This window comes from Candidatus Gastranaerophilales bacterium (assembly GCA_028693235.1).
GTDB lineage: Bacteria > Cyanobacteriota > Vampirovibrionia > Gastranaerophilales > Gastranaerophilaceae > JAQUVW01.
Genome location: JAQUVW010000002.1, coordinates 438,910 through 453,032 on the forward strand (window position 1 = coordinate 438,910; position 14,123 = coordinate 453,032).

A 14,123-nucleotide genomic window follows, 5' to 3' on the forward strand; every position below is an offset into this window, starting at 1 on the left:
GTCGGTTTAAAAAAATTATAAGAAATAATAGACTCTTGATGTTACATTATCAGGAGTCTGTTTTTATGTTTAAGTATATTGAAATTACCAATGATTTAGAACGTTCTATTGATTATTTTGAAAATGAGTTGGCTTATACAATGAGTCCTTATGACCTCGAAAAAGAAATGGATGATTATTTGAATTTCTTTAATTTGGTCGATGTTCGTCACTACGAGGATTATATTTCAGGGCACATCCCCTTTGCGGTTCATATACCTTTTGAAAATCTTGTTGAAAATTTGAAAATTATTGATAAATCAAAACCGACAATTGTTTATTGCTACAATGCAACTTGTCATTTGGGCAAAAAAGCAGCGTTGATTATGGTTCAACACGGATATTCGGTTCTGGAATTGTCAGGTGGTTTCGAGTCATGGGCTAACCATGGATATGAAATCGTAAAAACAAAAGCCAACGAAGGGTAGTTCTTGAAGCCCTTTTCCCATTGCTTCGTAATGACATTAAACTGTATTAACAATTGTGCCTATTATATCAATGCTTTCTTACGTCTGCGGCAAGCTTGTGAGCAAATAATCCTTCATTTTTAGCTAAATTGCTTGCGTTTGCCGCTATTTGATTTATTGCGGTTTTGCTTATAATTTGATATGTTTGAATTTTTATATAGTCAAAAACGCTTAATCCGCCTGAATATTTTGCAACTTGATTGGTAGGCAGTGTATGATTTGTGCCTGATACGTAATCTCCGAAAACTTCTGCTGAATAATTTCCGATAAACATAGAGCCGTAATTTTTAAATTTTTCTATGGTATCAGTTGCATTTTCAAAGCACAATTCAAGATGCTCAGGAGCTCTTTCTTCCGATAATTCAACAGCTTCTCCAATGCTATTTACAACTATTGCTATGGATTTTGCAAATGATATCTTGGCAATTTCTGCGGTTTCAAGTTCGTTTAAAAATGCTTCTGCTTCTTCTTTTACTTTCGTTGCAAAATCTGCTGAAAAACAAATGAGATAAGCTCTTGCATCTTTATCATGTTCACATTGTGCCAACATATCTGCGGCTACAAATTTCGGATTTGCTTTTTCATCTGCGATTATTAAAACTTCAGATGGCCCTGCTAAAAAGTCAATTCCGCATTCGCCAAATACTTGTTTTTTAGCGGAGGTTACATATTTATTGCCGGGGCCTACAATTTTGTTTACTTTCGGAAGGGTTTCTGTCCCATAAGCTAGTCCTGCAACAGCTTGAACGCCGCCAACCTTGAATATCTTCGTCGCCCCTGCGAGTTTACAAGCGGCAATTGTCACCGGTTTGATTTTGGGAGATACTGCAATGATATTTTTTACCCCAGCTACTTTTGCAGGCGTAATTGTCATAATTGCGGTGCTCGGTAGCGGATAATTTCCACCCGGAATATAGCAACCCACAGACTCTAAGGGGACTATTTTGTGCCCCAATGTCGAACCTGCTATTTGCGTTTCAAGCTCTTTTATGCAAGAAAGTTGCTTTTCGGCAAATTCTTTTACATTTTCAATAGCGAAATTTAATGTATCAATAGTTTTTTTATCTACTTTTGAAATTGCATTTTGGATTTCATCTTCGGTAAGTTCAATTGTATCAATTTCGCCGTCGCCGAATTGTTTGGAATATCGTTTTAACGCTTCGTCGCCGTTTTTTCTCACGTCTTTTATGATATCTGTTACGGAAGAAAGATTTTCAAACTCAATTTTTTGAAGAAAATTTTGTTTCTTCTCCTCTGTAAGTTCTGAAATATTTATGATTTCCATCGTTTTTTCCTATTTTGTACGTGAGGCAAGGTTGCTTACTATATCAGCAGGGGTGACGTTGTGTTTTGCCATAAATGTGAGCACAAAGTATGCAAGGTCACTTGCTTCCCATTCTAAGCCGTCGCCGCATTCAGGGTTTACGGTTTCAAATGCTTCTTCCATTATTTTTCTTTTTAGGTAAAATTCGTTTTTAAATAATTTTGTTGTAAACGAACCCTCCGGCAAATTCTCTTTTCTGTCTAAAAGCAAGTCATAGAGTTCGTTTATGCAGAACATTTTGTCTTCAAAACAAGAAAATCTTTCAAGGTGACAAGCATTTCCTTTTTGATTGACTTGGAAAAGCAATGCGTCTTGGTCGCAGTCAAATTTAGCATTCACAAGTTCTTGAGTATTACCGCTTGTAAGCCCTTTTGTCCATAATTCTTTTCTCGAACGGCTGTAATATGTACCTAAACCTTCTGAAAGTGCTTTCTTTAAAGATTCCGGGGTTGAGTATGCTAACATCAAAACTTGTTTTGTTTTTATATCTTGAACAATTGTCGGAATTAATCCGTCTTGCTTTTCAAAATCCATTACGGCACAAAAAGCGTCTTCAAGTTTTACCGCATTAGTGTAGATGCACATTCCGAGCTGCGTTGACACGTTCATCTTAACAAGTTCTTTTATCTCGTCAACAGAAGAAATTCCGCCGGCTGCGATAAGTTCTTTTTTCGTTAATTTGCGAATTTTTTTGATAGCTTCAAGGTTTGTACCCTTCATCATTCCTTCGTTTTCAACGATGGTATATAAATATCCTGAGCATAAGTCGTCAAAACGCTTTACAAAGTCCTCGGGGGTGGAATTTACTTCTTTTGTCCAGCCTTCAGTGGTTACTTTCCCGTTTTTAGCGTCGATTGCAACTATCACTTTATCCTTTGGAAGCTGGGCTAAAAATTCTTCATCAGCAGCTGTTCCGATTATGATTTTTTTAGCTCCCAATGCAAGCATTTTCTTTGCTTTATCTCTTGTTCTTATCCCTCCTCCGACTCGGCAATGGGCTATTTGGCAAATTCTTCTTATTAATTCTTCGTTTTCGCCTTTTCCCATTGCAGCATCAATGTCGATAACCGCAATTTCTCCGAAACGAGAATAATATTTTGCTAATTCAAGAACATCTTCACGTTCTAAAACTTTTTCTTTGCCTTGCTTTAGTTGAACAGCTTTCCCATTCATCAAGTCAATACTAGGAATAATCATATTTTCTCCAATCTTTATTGTCTGGCTCCATTGTACCTCAAAAATCGTCCTTTTCAAATCCTAGTGGCTATATATCTTTGCTAAAATTCTACCCAAGAGGCTAGTAGAATTATGTTCGCAGGCATGGGATAAATAAGTTGTTGATTTACTCCCCTTTATATATATGATAAATACAAGTAACCAAAGGAGTCACTTATGTTTGACTGCACTTACAAGTTTACGAATTTTATCTTACATAAAAAAAAGAAATATACTTCAAAAGACAATAATAATTTTAAAAAAAACAACTCAATGACAGATATATTAGCCGACAAAAACTGTAAAATCGTTGTTTATCCCGATTCTGATTTGAAAGAAGTCTATCAAATAATGAATTGCATGAAATTAGAAAAGTTACCTGTGGTTCAAAATCCTTGGAATAAAAAGTTCCTCGGCTATTATATTACCAAAAAAAATATTGAAGACGCTAATATAGCCTAATCTAAGTCGCTTATCGGTTTAGCTCTAACGGTTCAAAGTCTATCCCCTTTATGGTGATGTCCGTTTTTGTGCCTTTGCCTTTTTTCGGTAGTTCTTGTTTGTCAGCATAGATTACAATCCCTAAATTGTTTCCGTATTTGTTTTTGAGTCTTAAATTCGGATTTGCGATTAAACCGGTTTTTGTATAGGCAAAATCTCGTTTTGATTTTGTTATAGCATATCTGTCTTCGTTATAATCTCTTACAAGTGCTCGTGCTCCACCTATGTTTTTCCCTGACTCAAAGTAATCTTGGGCGTCTTTGCCTGTTAATATATAATTTCTATCTCCTGTATAACAAGGTCTTATCCTTGAGTTTTCGCTTGACGGAATTGGCTTTGCGGGTATTTTGTAATCATTATCAACATTAGCAAATGCGTTTCGTATCATATTGTTAAGGGCGTTTTTATATGTATGTTCTTCGGCTCCGTCATTTCGTAAAAGCACTCTATTCAATGCTTGAATGACTTTTTTAGATAAATCAGGCGAACAAGATGTGTCCACTTTTTCAGTGTTTCCGCTGTATGAATCAAATGTTATTTGTTCATAGTTTACACAGGCATTATCATTATTAATTACGATTTTCTTTACAGGTATTACCTTGCCGAAAGATGGGGTAAACGCTATTTTCATGTTATATCCTCTTTTGTTTATTAAAATAACCCTAAATGTTATTATTTGTTAATTTATTTATACTCTTTTTACATGTTTTAATATAATATTTTTATATGGTATAATTCTATCAAAATGGGTCGTTGCGTCATGCAATGACGAGTTGAACAAGACAGGGTAATGAGAGTAAAAAATTTTATAAATAAAGCGGGAATTTTGTTAATATGGGGATTTATGACATTGTGTCTTACATCACCTGTTTTCGCTACTCAAAGTGACTCTGCTTCCCCTCAGATTGATGCTAATTCTAAAATTAAAGGCGTAGAATTTGAAGGTAATCAACTCATTAACAACAGCGATATTATGCGTAGTATGCAAATGCAAATAGGCGATGTGTACAGCAAAGAACTCGTTCAACAAAACTTGAAAAATATCTATAATATGGGCTTTTTCTCCGAAAAAATGAAGGCTGTTCCTGTCCCTGATGACGACAATGGCGTCACTCTCAAAATATACCTTGAAGAAAATTTGCCTATTACTGGCTTTACTGTCGACGGCAATTCTGTCGTGTCTTCAGGCGAAATCTTAAACCAACTCTCTGACCTTGAAAATGAACCCCAAAATTTGAATACTCTTAATAATGCTGTTGCTAATATCGAAGAATTGTACGCCGCTAAAGGCTACATATTAGCTCGTGTCGTTGATATTAAAGATGACCCTGACGGCGTCGTGAATTTGAAAATTTCTGAAGGAAAAATTAATTCTATAAAATTTGAAGGTAACAAAAAAACAAAAGATTTTGTTATCCAAAGAAATATACTCTCAACTCCGGGGTCTGTTTATAACGATAACATGATAAAAGCTGATTTGATGCGTTTATACGGGACTCAAGCTTTTAAAGATGTCAATCGTACTTTAGAAAAATGTGATGACCCTGATTTCTACGATGTAACAATCGTTCTTGACGAACAAAGAACAGGTACAATCTCTCTTGGCGGTGGTGTTGACACTGCTACAGGGCTTTTCGGACAGGTCGGATTTACTGAAAATAATTTTAGAGGTTTGGGTCAAAGAGTTTCCTTTAACTTCATGACAGGTACCGGTGTTATATTGTCCGACAGCTCAATGTTAAGACGAGCAAATCTTCAAGCTGAATTAAGCTGGTTTGAACCCCGCTTTAGAGGTAGTGACAACTCGCTCCTCGTAAAAGCTTTCGGGCGTGATTTTGCCAGCTACCAAGTGCCTCTTGCAATTGAAAAACGATACGGTGGTGAAGTCGTCGTTTCTCGTCAATTTAAAGATTTTAAAAATTTGACAGGCTCATTTAAAATCGGTATAGAACAAGTAAATATGACAGAAGGCGACGAGGGGCAAATAAAAAATCTATATGCTCAACATAATATTCCTTTCAGCAAAAGAGCTGATCAGTTAAAAGGCGGTACTTTCTTGACTCTTGGACCAAGTCTGATTTACGATACTCGTGATAACGCTCTAAGTCCTCGTGACGGCGTCTTTGGAACTATAAGATTTAATGAAAATGTTGGTCTTTCAGACTTCAATGCAACTCACGGTACAGTTACTGCCGGCGTAAAGAAATACTTCCCATTGATGAAAAAATCTGCAATTTCATTCCAAGCAAGAGCTGCAGGAAAAATACACGGCGATATGCCTGAAGTTATGGCTTTCCGTTTAGGCGGACCTTATTCTGTAAGAGGTTACAGAATGAGCGGTATCGGTACGGGTGACGGCTTCGTTATGGCGTCTGCTGAAGTCACTACACCGTTCTTCTTCTTGGATAGAATTAAAAAACTGCCAATGCTTGATAACGTAAAATTCTCTATGTTTGTTGACGCAGGTCAATTATATGGAGGTACGGTTACAAATACTATATATAACAGACCTGAACGTGGTATTGCCGGTGGGGTGGGCATCAAATTGTTTATTCCGGGCGTAGGACCGTTGAGTATAGATTATGGTATTCCGTTCACAAGCGTCGGCGATGGCAATCCGAATGGGGCATTTACTTTCGGTGTGGGAGATTTCTTCTAATGGACAAAGTATTTTCTATAATTTGCAAAAATCTTGATGATACAGAAAATCTCGCTGAAAAATTTGCTAAATTGGTTGAGCAAAATGGAGCTTTTGTTTGCCTGTATGGCGATATCGGTGCAGGGAAAACCGCATTTTCTAAATTTCTTTGCAAACACCTTGGAGTAAGCGAAAAAGTTACAAGCCCAAGTTTTGTTATCCTTAACGAATATAAAACAGGTAGATTGCCCATTTATCATTTCGATTTATACAGACTTGAAAATGAAGGCGTTAAAACGATTACAGACGAGCTTGAGGAGTATTCTCAAGGTAAAATCTTGACGCTTGTCGAGTGGGCTGAGTTTTCTGATATGGCTCTTCCTTTCGATAGGTTGGAAATAAAAATTAATTATCTAGGCGAAACTGAACGTGAATTTGCGTTTTCGGCTTTCGGCTCTGATAACGAGGCTATTATTAAGGAAATAAAAAATGAAATTCTTAACGTTTGATACAAGCCTGGATAAGACTTATATAACACTTTTCGAAGATTCGAATATGCTTTCTGAAAGGATTATCGACAGCACAGATGAACGATATCACAGTGCTTATCTTATGCCAGCCATCGTTGAAATCCTTAAAGAAAATAATATCTTGATGCAACATATTAGTGCTATCGGGACAAATATAGGTCCCGGGAGCTTCACCGGTATAAGAGTTTGCAATACTATTTCAAGGGTTTTTGCTCAACAATTAAATGCAAAACTTGTCGGGATTTCTTCTTTACAAATTCTTTCAAGAATTAACACTTCTTGCAAAAATTCTCTTATCCTTATGGATGCGAGAAAAAATAAAGTCTATTTCGGAATGTATTCTCCTATTGGGGAAGAAATAGAAGCTCCGAAAATGATTGAAAAAGAAGAAGCACTATCCCTTGCAAAGCTCGATTTTGCAATAATTGCTGATAATTCTATTCACAACTTTTTGCAAGAAAACGGTATTTCTTCTTTAGATTTTCAATCAGGTGAGTATGATTTAGGCAAAAATCTTGCTTATTTTACCCGCCAAAAACTTCAAAATACAGATGATGATTTTCATTGGGCAAAGGTCAAACCTCTTTATATCCAGCCCCCTTCTATTACTAAACCAAAGGCAAAATAACTATGTATAAGTTTCAAATACAAGGGTGTCTTCCCGTTCTTTTAATATTAGGTTTATTGCTTTTTATAGCTTTGAAATTGTGGTTTCTTATTGCGATAGTAGTATTTATTTATTTAATTAAAAATTTTATTGCAAAATTAAACATTAACATCGAATTAAAAAAGAAAGAAAAAGAAGCAAATTATGCCCCCAATAAGGGCGAAGTCTATAAAGTTTGCCCCGTTTGCGGTAAAAATGTAAAACGCTCAGCTGAAAAATGCCCAAATTGCGGTTCCGATTTGTAAAATAGAAAGAGGTCTTTATGTCAGAAATATGCAAGAATTGGTCACAATGGCTAAAATCAACCCGATTTTCTTATATGGATGAAACTCAACTATCTCAAACTATGAATTGGTTGAAACTTGTTCGTGATATTATCTTGAATAATGCCTCTATTAAGCCGAATGATACTGTAATAGATATCGGTACAGGCACAGGACTACTCGCTTTTGGGGTGCTTGAACGACTAAATGAAAAAGGAAAAATTATTTTTTCTGATAAGTTTGAAGATTGTTTACAAGAATGCAAAAAGTTCTTGGCTACTTTAGATATAGTTCCGCAGTATGAATTTTTGCTTTCAGGTTGTGAAGATATAAAATTGCCTAAAGAAGCTGTGGACAAAGCTCTAATGCGTTCTGTAATGGTTCACATTTTAGATAAACAAGTTGCTATTAACGAGATATATAGAATAATTAAATTCGGTGGAATATTTTCTGCTTTTGAACCTATTATCAACTCAAATACTCGCTATTATGAACTCGTTACTCCTGATGACGTCAATGATTATGAGGATTTTAAAAGGGCTGAATCTGAGCTAATGTCAGACCCTAACGACTCGTTGACTAACTTTAATGCAGAATCTTTGGGGGCTAATCTCGAAAATGCAGGCTTTAAAAATGCAACTATTGATGTTCAAGAATCTGCCTCAAGATATTTAGTAAAGCCAAATACTGTCCCGACTTGGTTTGACGCTCCTCCAAGCCCAGGGGCTAAAAGCATGAAAGAAAAATTCTTATTATATTTTGATGAAGCAAAAGTTAATAAATTTATTGCCTCTGTTGATAAAACATTAACAGGCAAAGAAATTGATGTGAAATCAAAAGTCGCTTTAATCAGGGCGATTAAGGATTAATCAAGTTATTTAAAATAATTGTGCTTTTTCCGGTTCGATAAAGTTGCGGTACTGAATTGCTTGGGCAATATGCTGAACTTGTATATCTTCAGAGACGTCAAGGTCCGCTATAGTCCTTGACAGCTTTATCAGTCTGTCATACGCACGACCTGAAATGTTAAACTTTATGATTGCACTTTTTAAAAGTTCTTCGCATTGGGAGTCAAGCGGGCAAAATTTCTTTATTAATTTTGGCGTTAATTCTGAATTTGTAAAAATATCAAGCCCTTTATATCGTTCAGCTTGCATAAGCCGTGCTGAAATTACTCTTTTCCTTATTTCGGCAGAGCTTTCACTTTGGAAATTCTTATTTAACAAGTCATTGACTTTAAGTCTTGGAACTTCAATCTGTATATCAATTCTATCAAGTAGTGGTCCTGATAATTTAGAGCGGTATCTGTTAATTTGAAATTCGTTGCATGTGCATTGTTTTTCGCTGTCGCCTAAATATCCGCAGGGGCAAGGATTCATTGCTGCCAAAAGGGTGAAATCTGCCGGAAACTTTACTCTAGATTGTGCTCTTGAAATTACGACCTCTCCGTCTTCAAGTGGTTGACGCAAAACCTCAAGTACATTCCTCGGAAATTCAACTATTTCATCCAAAAATAACACCCCTCGATGTGCAAGAGTGATTTCTCCCGGTTTGGGATTTGAGCCTCCTCCAATTATTCCTATTGCCGAAGCTGTATGGTGCACAACTCTAAATGGCCTTTTTGTAATAAGAGGTTCATTTGAGTCAATCAACCCTGAAATACTATATATTTTTGTAAGTTCAATCGCTTCTTCTATTTGCAAAGGTGGCAAAATGGAGGAAAAACACTTTGATAACAATGTTTTTCCTGACCCCGGAGGACCCATCATTAATATATTATGTCCGCCTGCAGCAGCGATTTCTAAAGCTTTTTTTGCTTTTTGTTGACCTTTAACATCTTTAAAATCAAATTTATTTGTCGAATTTAATTCGTCCAGTAAAATTTCATCGACATTTATTTCGACACATTCCATCAATTTTTGAGTCGATGCGTCATTTGAAAAATGATTAACAACATCACTTAAATGCGGAGCCGCCCAAATAGTCATTTCGGGAATAAGAGCTGCTTCTTTTGCGTTTTCTTTAGGAACTACAATCTCTTTTATTCCTATTTCTTTCAAGCCGGCAACAATCGGTAAAATACCTTTGACTGCACGAACTGTGCCATCTAAAGACAGCTCACCGATGAAAGCTGTTTCTTTAAATTTATTTGCATCAATATTTCCGCTCTGTGCCAAAATGCCTATCGCTATTGGCAGGTCATAGTTGCTACCTTCCTTTTTAATATCAGCAGGTGCAAGATTGATGATGATTTTTTTTGTTGGAAAATCAAAGCCGGAGTTCTTTATCGCAGAGCGAACTCTTTCTCTCGCTTCAGTTATAGCCGTATCAGGCAGTCCGACAATCGATACAGATGGAATTGAGTTGTTCATATCAACTTCGACTGATATTTTATAAACATCTAGCCCGATAACAGTTGCTGTGAGAATATTTGAAACCAATTCCTTTTACCCTTATTCCTCTTTTCCCTGTCAATTCTAGCTTTTTTGGCATAAAGTGTCAAATTCTTAACCTATATCGAACGGAAAAGATAAAACTAGGAGATTACATTATATGCATTTGCCGCATTCAGATTGTTTAATTGAGTTAAAGCACTTGCGTTTATTTTACCGCCTTTTTTCGGGTGGTTTGGTGACGTCATCGCAATTTTAGGGTCTCTCAATTTGTATATTTCTTCGACTCTGTTTGCTAGTTTTTGCGGGTTTTCTTTATATAAATTTGCTGCGTAATCCATTTCGGGGTCATTTATTCCGTCTGAATTTTTTACCCAAAATTCTGTAGCTGCTTGATATGCATCTTGTTCCTCTCTTACAGAGGTATAGGGGTCATTATCTTTTGCGTGCACAAATTCGTGAACCAAATATGCCGTTACAATTTCAGGTGCAGCGTAGACGTAGGAATCTGTTACGCTGATTTTTTGTTTTGTGTTTTCATATTGGGCTATATTTGATGTGCCACCAAGTTTTGCTGTCTTGTCAAAACATACCGTTAAGTCACCCATATCTTTGAAATATGAGGGAGAAAGATATTTTTCACACATTTTTAAGGCTTGTGATAAATTGCTATAGGCTTGCTCTTGACGCTGTTTCATTGCTTTTTCAGGTGCAAAACAACTTAAAATAAGATTGTCTGTTTCTTTTAAATTTCTTTTAGCAAGGTCATTTGCCGGGTCAAGTGTAATTGCTTTTGAAAATTCAGCTTTAGCTTTATTAAAATATCCTGAGTCTGAATAACATTCCCCAAGCATTATTATTGCATCTGTATCTTTGTTTTTTTCAGCTGTATAGGTTTCAAGTGATGAGATTGCGTTTGTATAATCTTCCATTCCCCTATAGGCTTTTCCCATTTGATAAAAGGTATCGACATAATCAGGTCTTAGTTCTATTGATTTTTTATAACAGTCAATTGCTTTATCAAATTCGTTTGCTCTAAGATGCGTATTCCCTTCTTGTAACAAGGTTTTTGAGTCATTAATCGAAGTCGACGACAATATGCTTTCAACTGCTGCTGCACTTGCTGTCTTATTCGGTCGATTCTCTTGCTGTGACGGTATCTTAGAAACAGTCTGAATCGGATTTTGCTGTATATTATTTATTGCTACCACTAATCATTCCTATTTTTACTTTCATTATAAGTTGACTAATTCATGATTATTGCTATCTTTCAGCCAAATTGAAATATATTTTCACATTTCTTTAAAAAAAATTATAAAAAATACTGGATATTTTAAATCGCTTCTGGTAATATATATCCATACCTTGAAAATTTCACAAAATCACATGCCGATGTGATGAAATTGGTAGACGTGCTAGACTCAAAATCTGGTGAGGTTTACGCCTCGTGTCGGTTCGACTCCGACCATCGGCACCATTTTTAAGGTTTTATAGCTTCCCGAAAAAGGGAAGCTTTTAAATTTTGGAAAATATTATGGATAACAAAAAAAATAATAAAAAAAATAAAAAATTTACCCTCGATATTAAAAAAATGGGCGTTAATATTGACAAAAATGAGTATCAAGAAATTATTCTCTCAAATTCTAATCACCCTGAATCCTCATTCTCTAAATATAACAGATAATTGTTTTATTCCCTCCATGTCGTCTTTTTACATGATGAAAAAATCTTTGAAAGATTTATATTAGTCATGGAAAATATAGCACCCGTGCTATGTTAATAGGAGGTTAAATAATGATTTCAAGTTTGTATTCCAATACTAACGCTCTTTCCGCTTACATGTACGATTCAAATTCAACTAGCAGTAAAAAAGCATCAAATGAGGCTGACGACAACAGTATAAGTAAGTTTTTGGAGATGTTAGGTGAGTCCGGCGGAGCTCAAGATGCTCAGGATGTGCAAGAAGCCCAAGGGGCTAAAGGTTCCGAGAAAAGCAGTTCTGCTTCAGGTTCAAGTAACGATGAGGAGTCATCAAATTCTGAAATGGATTTGAATGGCGACGGCAAAATTACTCTTGATGAAATTATGAAGTACATTTCTCAGCAGCAACAAGATTTTCAGTCTGACCAAGAAAATTCTGACAGCAAAAATCTGTTTCAACAACTGCTCGGCAAAAATAACGCCGGTTCTGCGTACACGAATAATTTTACTGATTCATTGAGTTCTATAGGTGACACTTTGCTTTCAGCGTTAGATATTGCGGTGTAGTTAAAAAAAGAGAGCTTCGGCTCTCTTTTTACTTAGTCTTTTACATCAGCTAAAAGTTTAGTTTCTTCCCCCTCAAGTTTTAAAGGTTCATTCTTAGATGTGTCTTTAACGCTTTCTATTTGCTCTTTATCTTCACTTAAAAAGACGTCAAGTTGCTTTTGGAATTCTGAAACAGCACCATCTAAAACTTTTTGTAAATCTTGCAATGAATCATATATTTTTGATGTTTCATTATGTGATTTTGTTGCAAGAGTTCTGACTTGTTTTGCAACAATGTCAAATCCTGCCCCTGCTTCTCCTGCGTGAGCAGCTTCTATAGAAGCGTTCATTGAGAGCATTGATGTTTGGAATGAAATATCTTCAATTGATTTAATAATCGGTTTGAATTTTGCCAGTAAATGTTCTGAGTCGAATTCTTTTACAATTATTTCTTGGAAAGTATTTACAGCTTCTTTTCTTGCGTTAAGGTTTTTCCTTAATAATTTTGATTGGTAGTGGTGGCAATTTTCAGGTTTATTAAGTCCGTTATAAATTGCAATAGCCATATCTTTGCAATTTCCATATCCGCAAGCTGAGCAATTTTTAAAGTCGGATTCGTTTTCTTTAAGCATTGCTTCGTATATTTCTTCATAGTTTCTTTTGGGTACGTGTGTCACTATAGAATGATTAGAACGATCTTCATATTTTCTATCATATAAATATGGTTTCCAGTATTTATCTATTTCTTTTATTATTTTATCTTGAATAAGTTTGTCTTTTTCTCCAGAATCAATGACGTTTTTGTTAAGCAGGTCGTTTTCTTCACAGGTCAAATATTGTTTTTGAAGAAGTTTTGTTCTCCTTGAAATAGCAGCTTCAAGATAATCTTGAGACATTCCTTTGCAATCAGTTCCTGTTCCGCCGTTGCAACCTTTTTCACAATTCAAACAATCGACAATCAGTGGTGCAACTTCTCTCAAGATGTCCTTTTCTAAATGGTCAAGATAAGGATAAATTGCGTGTGGACCTTCTATTTTTCTTATTTTCGGACGTAATTCGTTATCCCATCTTGCTGCTGTTTCCAATAGGCCTCCGGGTGTCGAAAATAATGCTGCTCTTTCAGCCGGCGGGTTATCATATTCAACCCTCGGATATTTTATAAGATTTGTATTGGTATCGTTTAAATAGTCTTTGAGTTTTGTCATTGTTATATTGTAATCGCCAAATCCAGTGGCTTCAAATTCTCTTTTTTTAGCTATACAAGGCGAGATAACCGCAACTTTATGGTCTTTATATTGCGGATAAAATTCTTTAATCATTTTTATCATATGCAACATCGGACTATCTGCAGGTGCCAAATATTGCAGAAGCTCAGGTCGATATAACTCAATATAATTCACTATTGCGGGGCACGGTTGTGATATAATGGTTTTTGCTCCTGTGGTCTTTAGATATTCAATGTAGCTTTTAACTGTTAGTTCTGCACCGAAGCTTACGTCAAAAATTGCACTAAGCCCCAATTGTTTAAGCCAACCGTTTAAGTTTAGATAAGTTTCGGGAAATGAAGCAGCAACAGATGGTGCTACTACTGCAATCAGCTTGGTTCCGTTTTTTATGTCTTCTAAAAATGATTGCAAATCATCAACTACTACCCTTGCTCCCCATGTGCAAGCTTCAATACATTGACCGCAACCAATACACAAATCGTGATTGATTTTTACGTGGTCACCACTGCCATCATTACAAAATTTTGATGGGCACACTGTTATGCAAGCGTGACAATTTTGGCATTTGTCTGCCAGTACATCTACTACTTTTGCTAAAACCACTTTACTCACC

15 protein-coding genes and 1 tRNA gene are annotated in these 14,123 nt (G+C 35.9%); 10 read left to right on the forward strand and 6 right to left on the reverse strand.

What is annotated here, in order from left to right; translation table 11 throughout:
• The first annotated feature begins 65 nt into the window (after positions 1 to 65).
• The gene (locus PHV37_05220; GenBank protein ID MDD3237481.1) at positions 66 to 467 is read left to right on the forward strand and encodes a rhodanese-like domain-containing protein; all 402 of its coding nucleotides are present in this window, start codon (positions 66 to 68) and stop codon (positions 465 to 467) included.
• A 67-nt stretch (positions 468 to 534) separates the two neighbouring features.
• Here PHV37_05220 and hisD read toward each other — a convergent pair whose 3' ends face one another.
• Together hisD and hisIE are read right to left on the reverse strand one after the other, a co-directional pair.
• Positions 535 to 1,791: a histidinol dehydrogenase gene (gene hisD / locus PHV37_05225; protein MDD3237482.1), complete on the reverse strand. Its 1,257-nt coding sequence runs from the start codon at positions 1,789 to 1,791 to the stop codon at positions 535 to 537.
• A gap of 9 nt (positions 1,792 to 1,800) precedes the next feature.
• Positions 1,801 to 3,027 (reverse strand): bifunctional phosphoribosyl-AMP cyclohydrolase/phosphoribosyl-ATP diphosphatase HisIE, encoded by a 1,227-nt coding sequence (gene hisIE, locus PHV37_05230; protein MDD3237483.1) that lies wholly within the window; start codon positions 3,025 to 3,027, stop codon positions 1,801 to 1,803.
• A 195-nt stretch (positions 3,028 to 3,222) separates the two neighbouring features.
• On the opposite strand from hisIE, the gene PHV37_05235 reads away from it, so the two are divergent.
• A complete protein-coding gene (locus PHV37_05235) occupies positions 3,223 to 3,507 on the forward strand; it encodes a CBS domain-containing protein (protein MDD3237484.1) in 285 nt (94 codons plus the stop codon).
• Between the two features lie 10 nt (positions 3,508 to 3,517).
• Here PHV37_05235 and PHV37_05240 read toward each other — a convergent pair whose 3' ends face one another.
• Positions 3,518 to 4,177 carry a hypothetical protein gene (locus tag PHV37_05240; GenBank protein ID MDD3237485.1) on the reverse strand — a complete coding sequence of 220 codons (660 nt, stop codon included), beginning with the start codon at positions 4,175 to 4,177 and terminating at the stop codon, positions 3,518 to 3,520.
• A gap of 213 nt (positions 4,178 to 4,390) precedes the next feature.
• Between PHV37_05240 and PHV37_05245 the strand changes: the two genes are divergently transcribed.
• The 5 genes from PHV37_05245 to PHV37_05265 are packed head-to-tail and all read left to right on the forward strand — an operon-like array spanning position 4,391 to position 8,513.
• Positions 4,391 to 6,205, forward strand: a complete 1,815-nt coding sequence (locus tag PHV37_05245; protein MDD3237486.1) for a BamA/TamA family outer membrane protein — start codon at positions 4,391 to 4,393, stop codon at positions 6,203 to 6,205.
• Positions 6,205 to 6,693 (forward strand): tRNA (adenosine(37)-N6)-threonylcarbamoyltransferase complex ATPase subunit type 1 TsaE, encoded by a 489-nt coding sequence (gene tsaE / locus PHV37_05250; protein ID MDD3237487.1) that lies wholly within the window; start codon positions 6,205 to 6,207, stop codon positions 6,691 to 6,693. Before PHV37_05245 ends, tsaE begins: the two co-directional genes overlap by 1 nt.
• Positions 6,674 to 7,342 carry a tRNA (adenosine(37)-N6)-threonylcarbamoyltransferase complex dimerization subunit type 1 TsaB gene (gene tsaB / locus PHV37_05255; GenBank protein MDD3237488.1) on the forward strand — a complete coding sequence of 223 codons (669 nt, stop codon included), beginning with the start codon at positions 6,674 to 6,676 and terminating at the stop codon, positions 7,340 to 7,342. The genes tsaE and tsaB overlap by 20 nt, the downstream gene beginning before the upstream one ends.
• Positions 7,343 to 7,344: 2 nt before the next feature.
• The gene (locus PHV37_05260) at positions 7,345 to 7,626 is read left to right on the forward strand and encodes a zinc ribbon domain-containing protein (GenBank protein MDD3237489.1); all 282 of its coding nucleotides are present in this window, start codon (positions 7,345 to 7,347) and stop codon (positions 7,624 to 7,626) included.
• Between the two features lie 17 nt (positions 7,627 to 7,643).
• Positions 7,644 to 8,513: a class I SAM-dependent methyltransferase gene (locus PHV37_05265; GenBank protein ID MDD3237490.1), complete on the forward strand. Its 870-nt coding sequence runs from the start codon at positions 7,644 to 7,646 to the stop codon at positions 8,511 to 8,513.
• A gap of 9 nt (positions 8,514 to 8,522) precedes the next feature.
• On the opposite strand, the gene PHV37_05270 is transcribed toward PHV37_05265, so the two are convergent.
• Together PHV37_05270 and PHV37_05275 are read right to left on the reverse strand one after the other, a co-directional pair.
• Entirely contained in the window at positions 8,523 to 10,085 is a 1,563-nt protein-coding gene (locus PHV37_05270; GenBank protein MDD3237491.1) for a YifB family Mg chelatase-like AAA ATPase, read from the reverse strand.
• Positions 10,086 to 10,180: 95 nt separating this feature from the next.
• Complete coding sequence (locus tag PHV37_05275; protein MDD3237492.1) at positions 10,181 to 11,248, reverse strand: tetratricopeptide repeat protein; 1,068 nt, start codon at positions 11,246 to 11,248, stop codon at positions 10,181 to 10,183.
• A gap of 177 nt (positions 11,249 to 11,425) precedes the next feature.
• Here PHV37_05275 and PHV37_05280 point away from each other — a divergent pair.
• The 3 genes from PHV37_05280 to PHV37_05290 all read left to right on the forward strand — a co-directional run bounded on the left by PHV37_05280 (position 11,426) and on the right by PHV37_05290 (position 12,305).
• Positions 11,426 to 11,514 (forward strand) — tRNA-Leu (locus tag PHV37_05280).
• Between the two features lie 57 nt (positions 11,515 to 11,571).
• The gene (locus PHV37_05285; protein ID MDD3237493.1) at positions 11,572 to 11,721 is read left to right on the forward strand and encodes a hypothetical protein; all 150 of its coding nucleotides are present in this window, start codon (positions 11,572 to 11,574) and stop codon (positions 11,719 to 11,721) included.
• 110 nt (positions 11,722 to 11,831) lie between these two features.
• Positions 11,832 to 12,305: a hypothetical protein gene (locus tag PHV37_05290; GenBank protein MDD3237494.1), complete on the forward strand. Its 474-nt coding sequence runs from the start codon at positions 11,832 to 11,834 to the stop codon at positions 12,303 to 12,305.
• A 32-nt stretch (positions 12,306 to 12,337) separates the two neighbouring features.
• Here the strand turns inward: PHV37_05290 and PHV37_05295 are convergent, their stop codons facing one another.
• Positions 12,338 to 14,113: a [Fe-Fe] hydrogenase large subunit C-terminal domain-containing protein gene (locus PHV37_05295; GenBank protein MDD3237495.1), complete on the reverse strand. Its 1,776-nt coding sequence runs from the start codon at positions 14,111 to 14,113 to the stop codon at positions 12,338 to 12,340.
• Positions 14,114 to 14,123 lie beyond the last annotated feature (10 nt).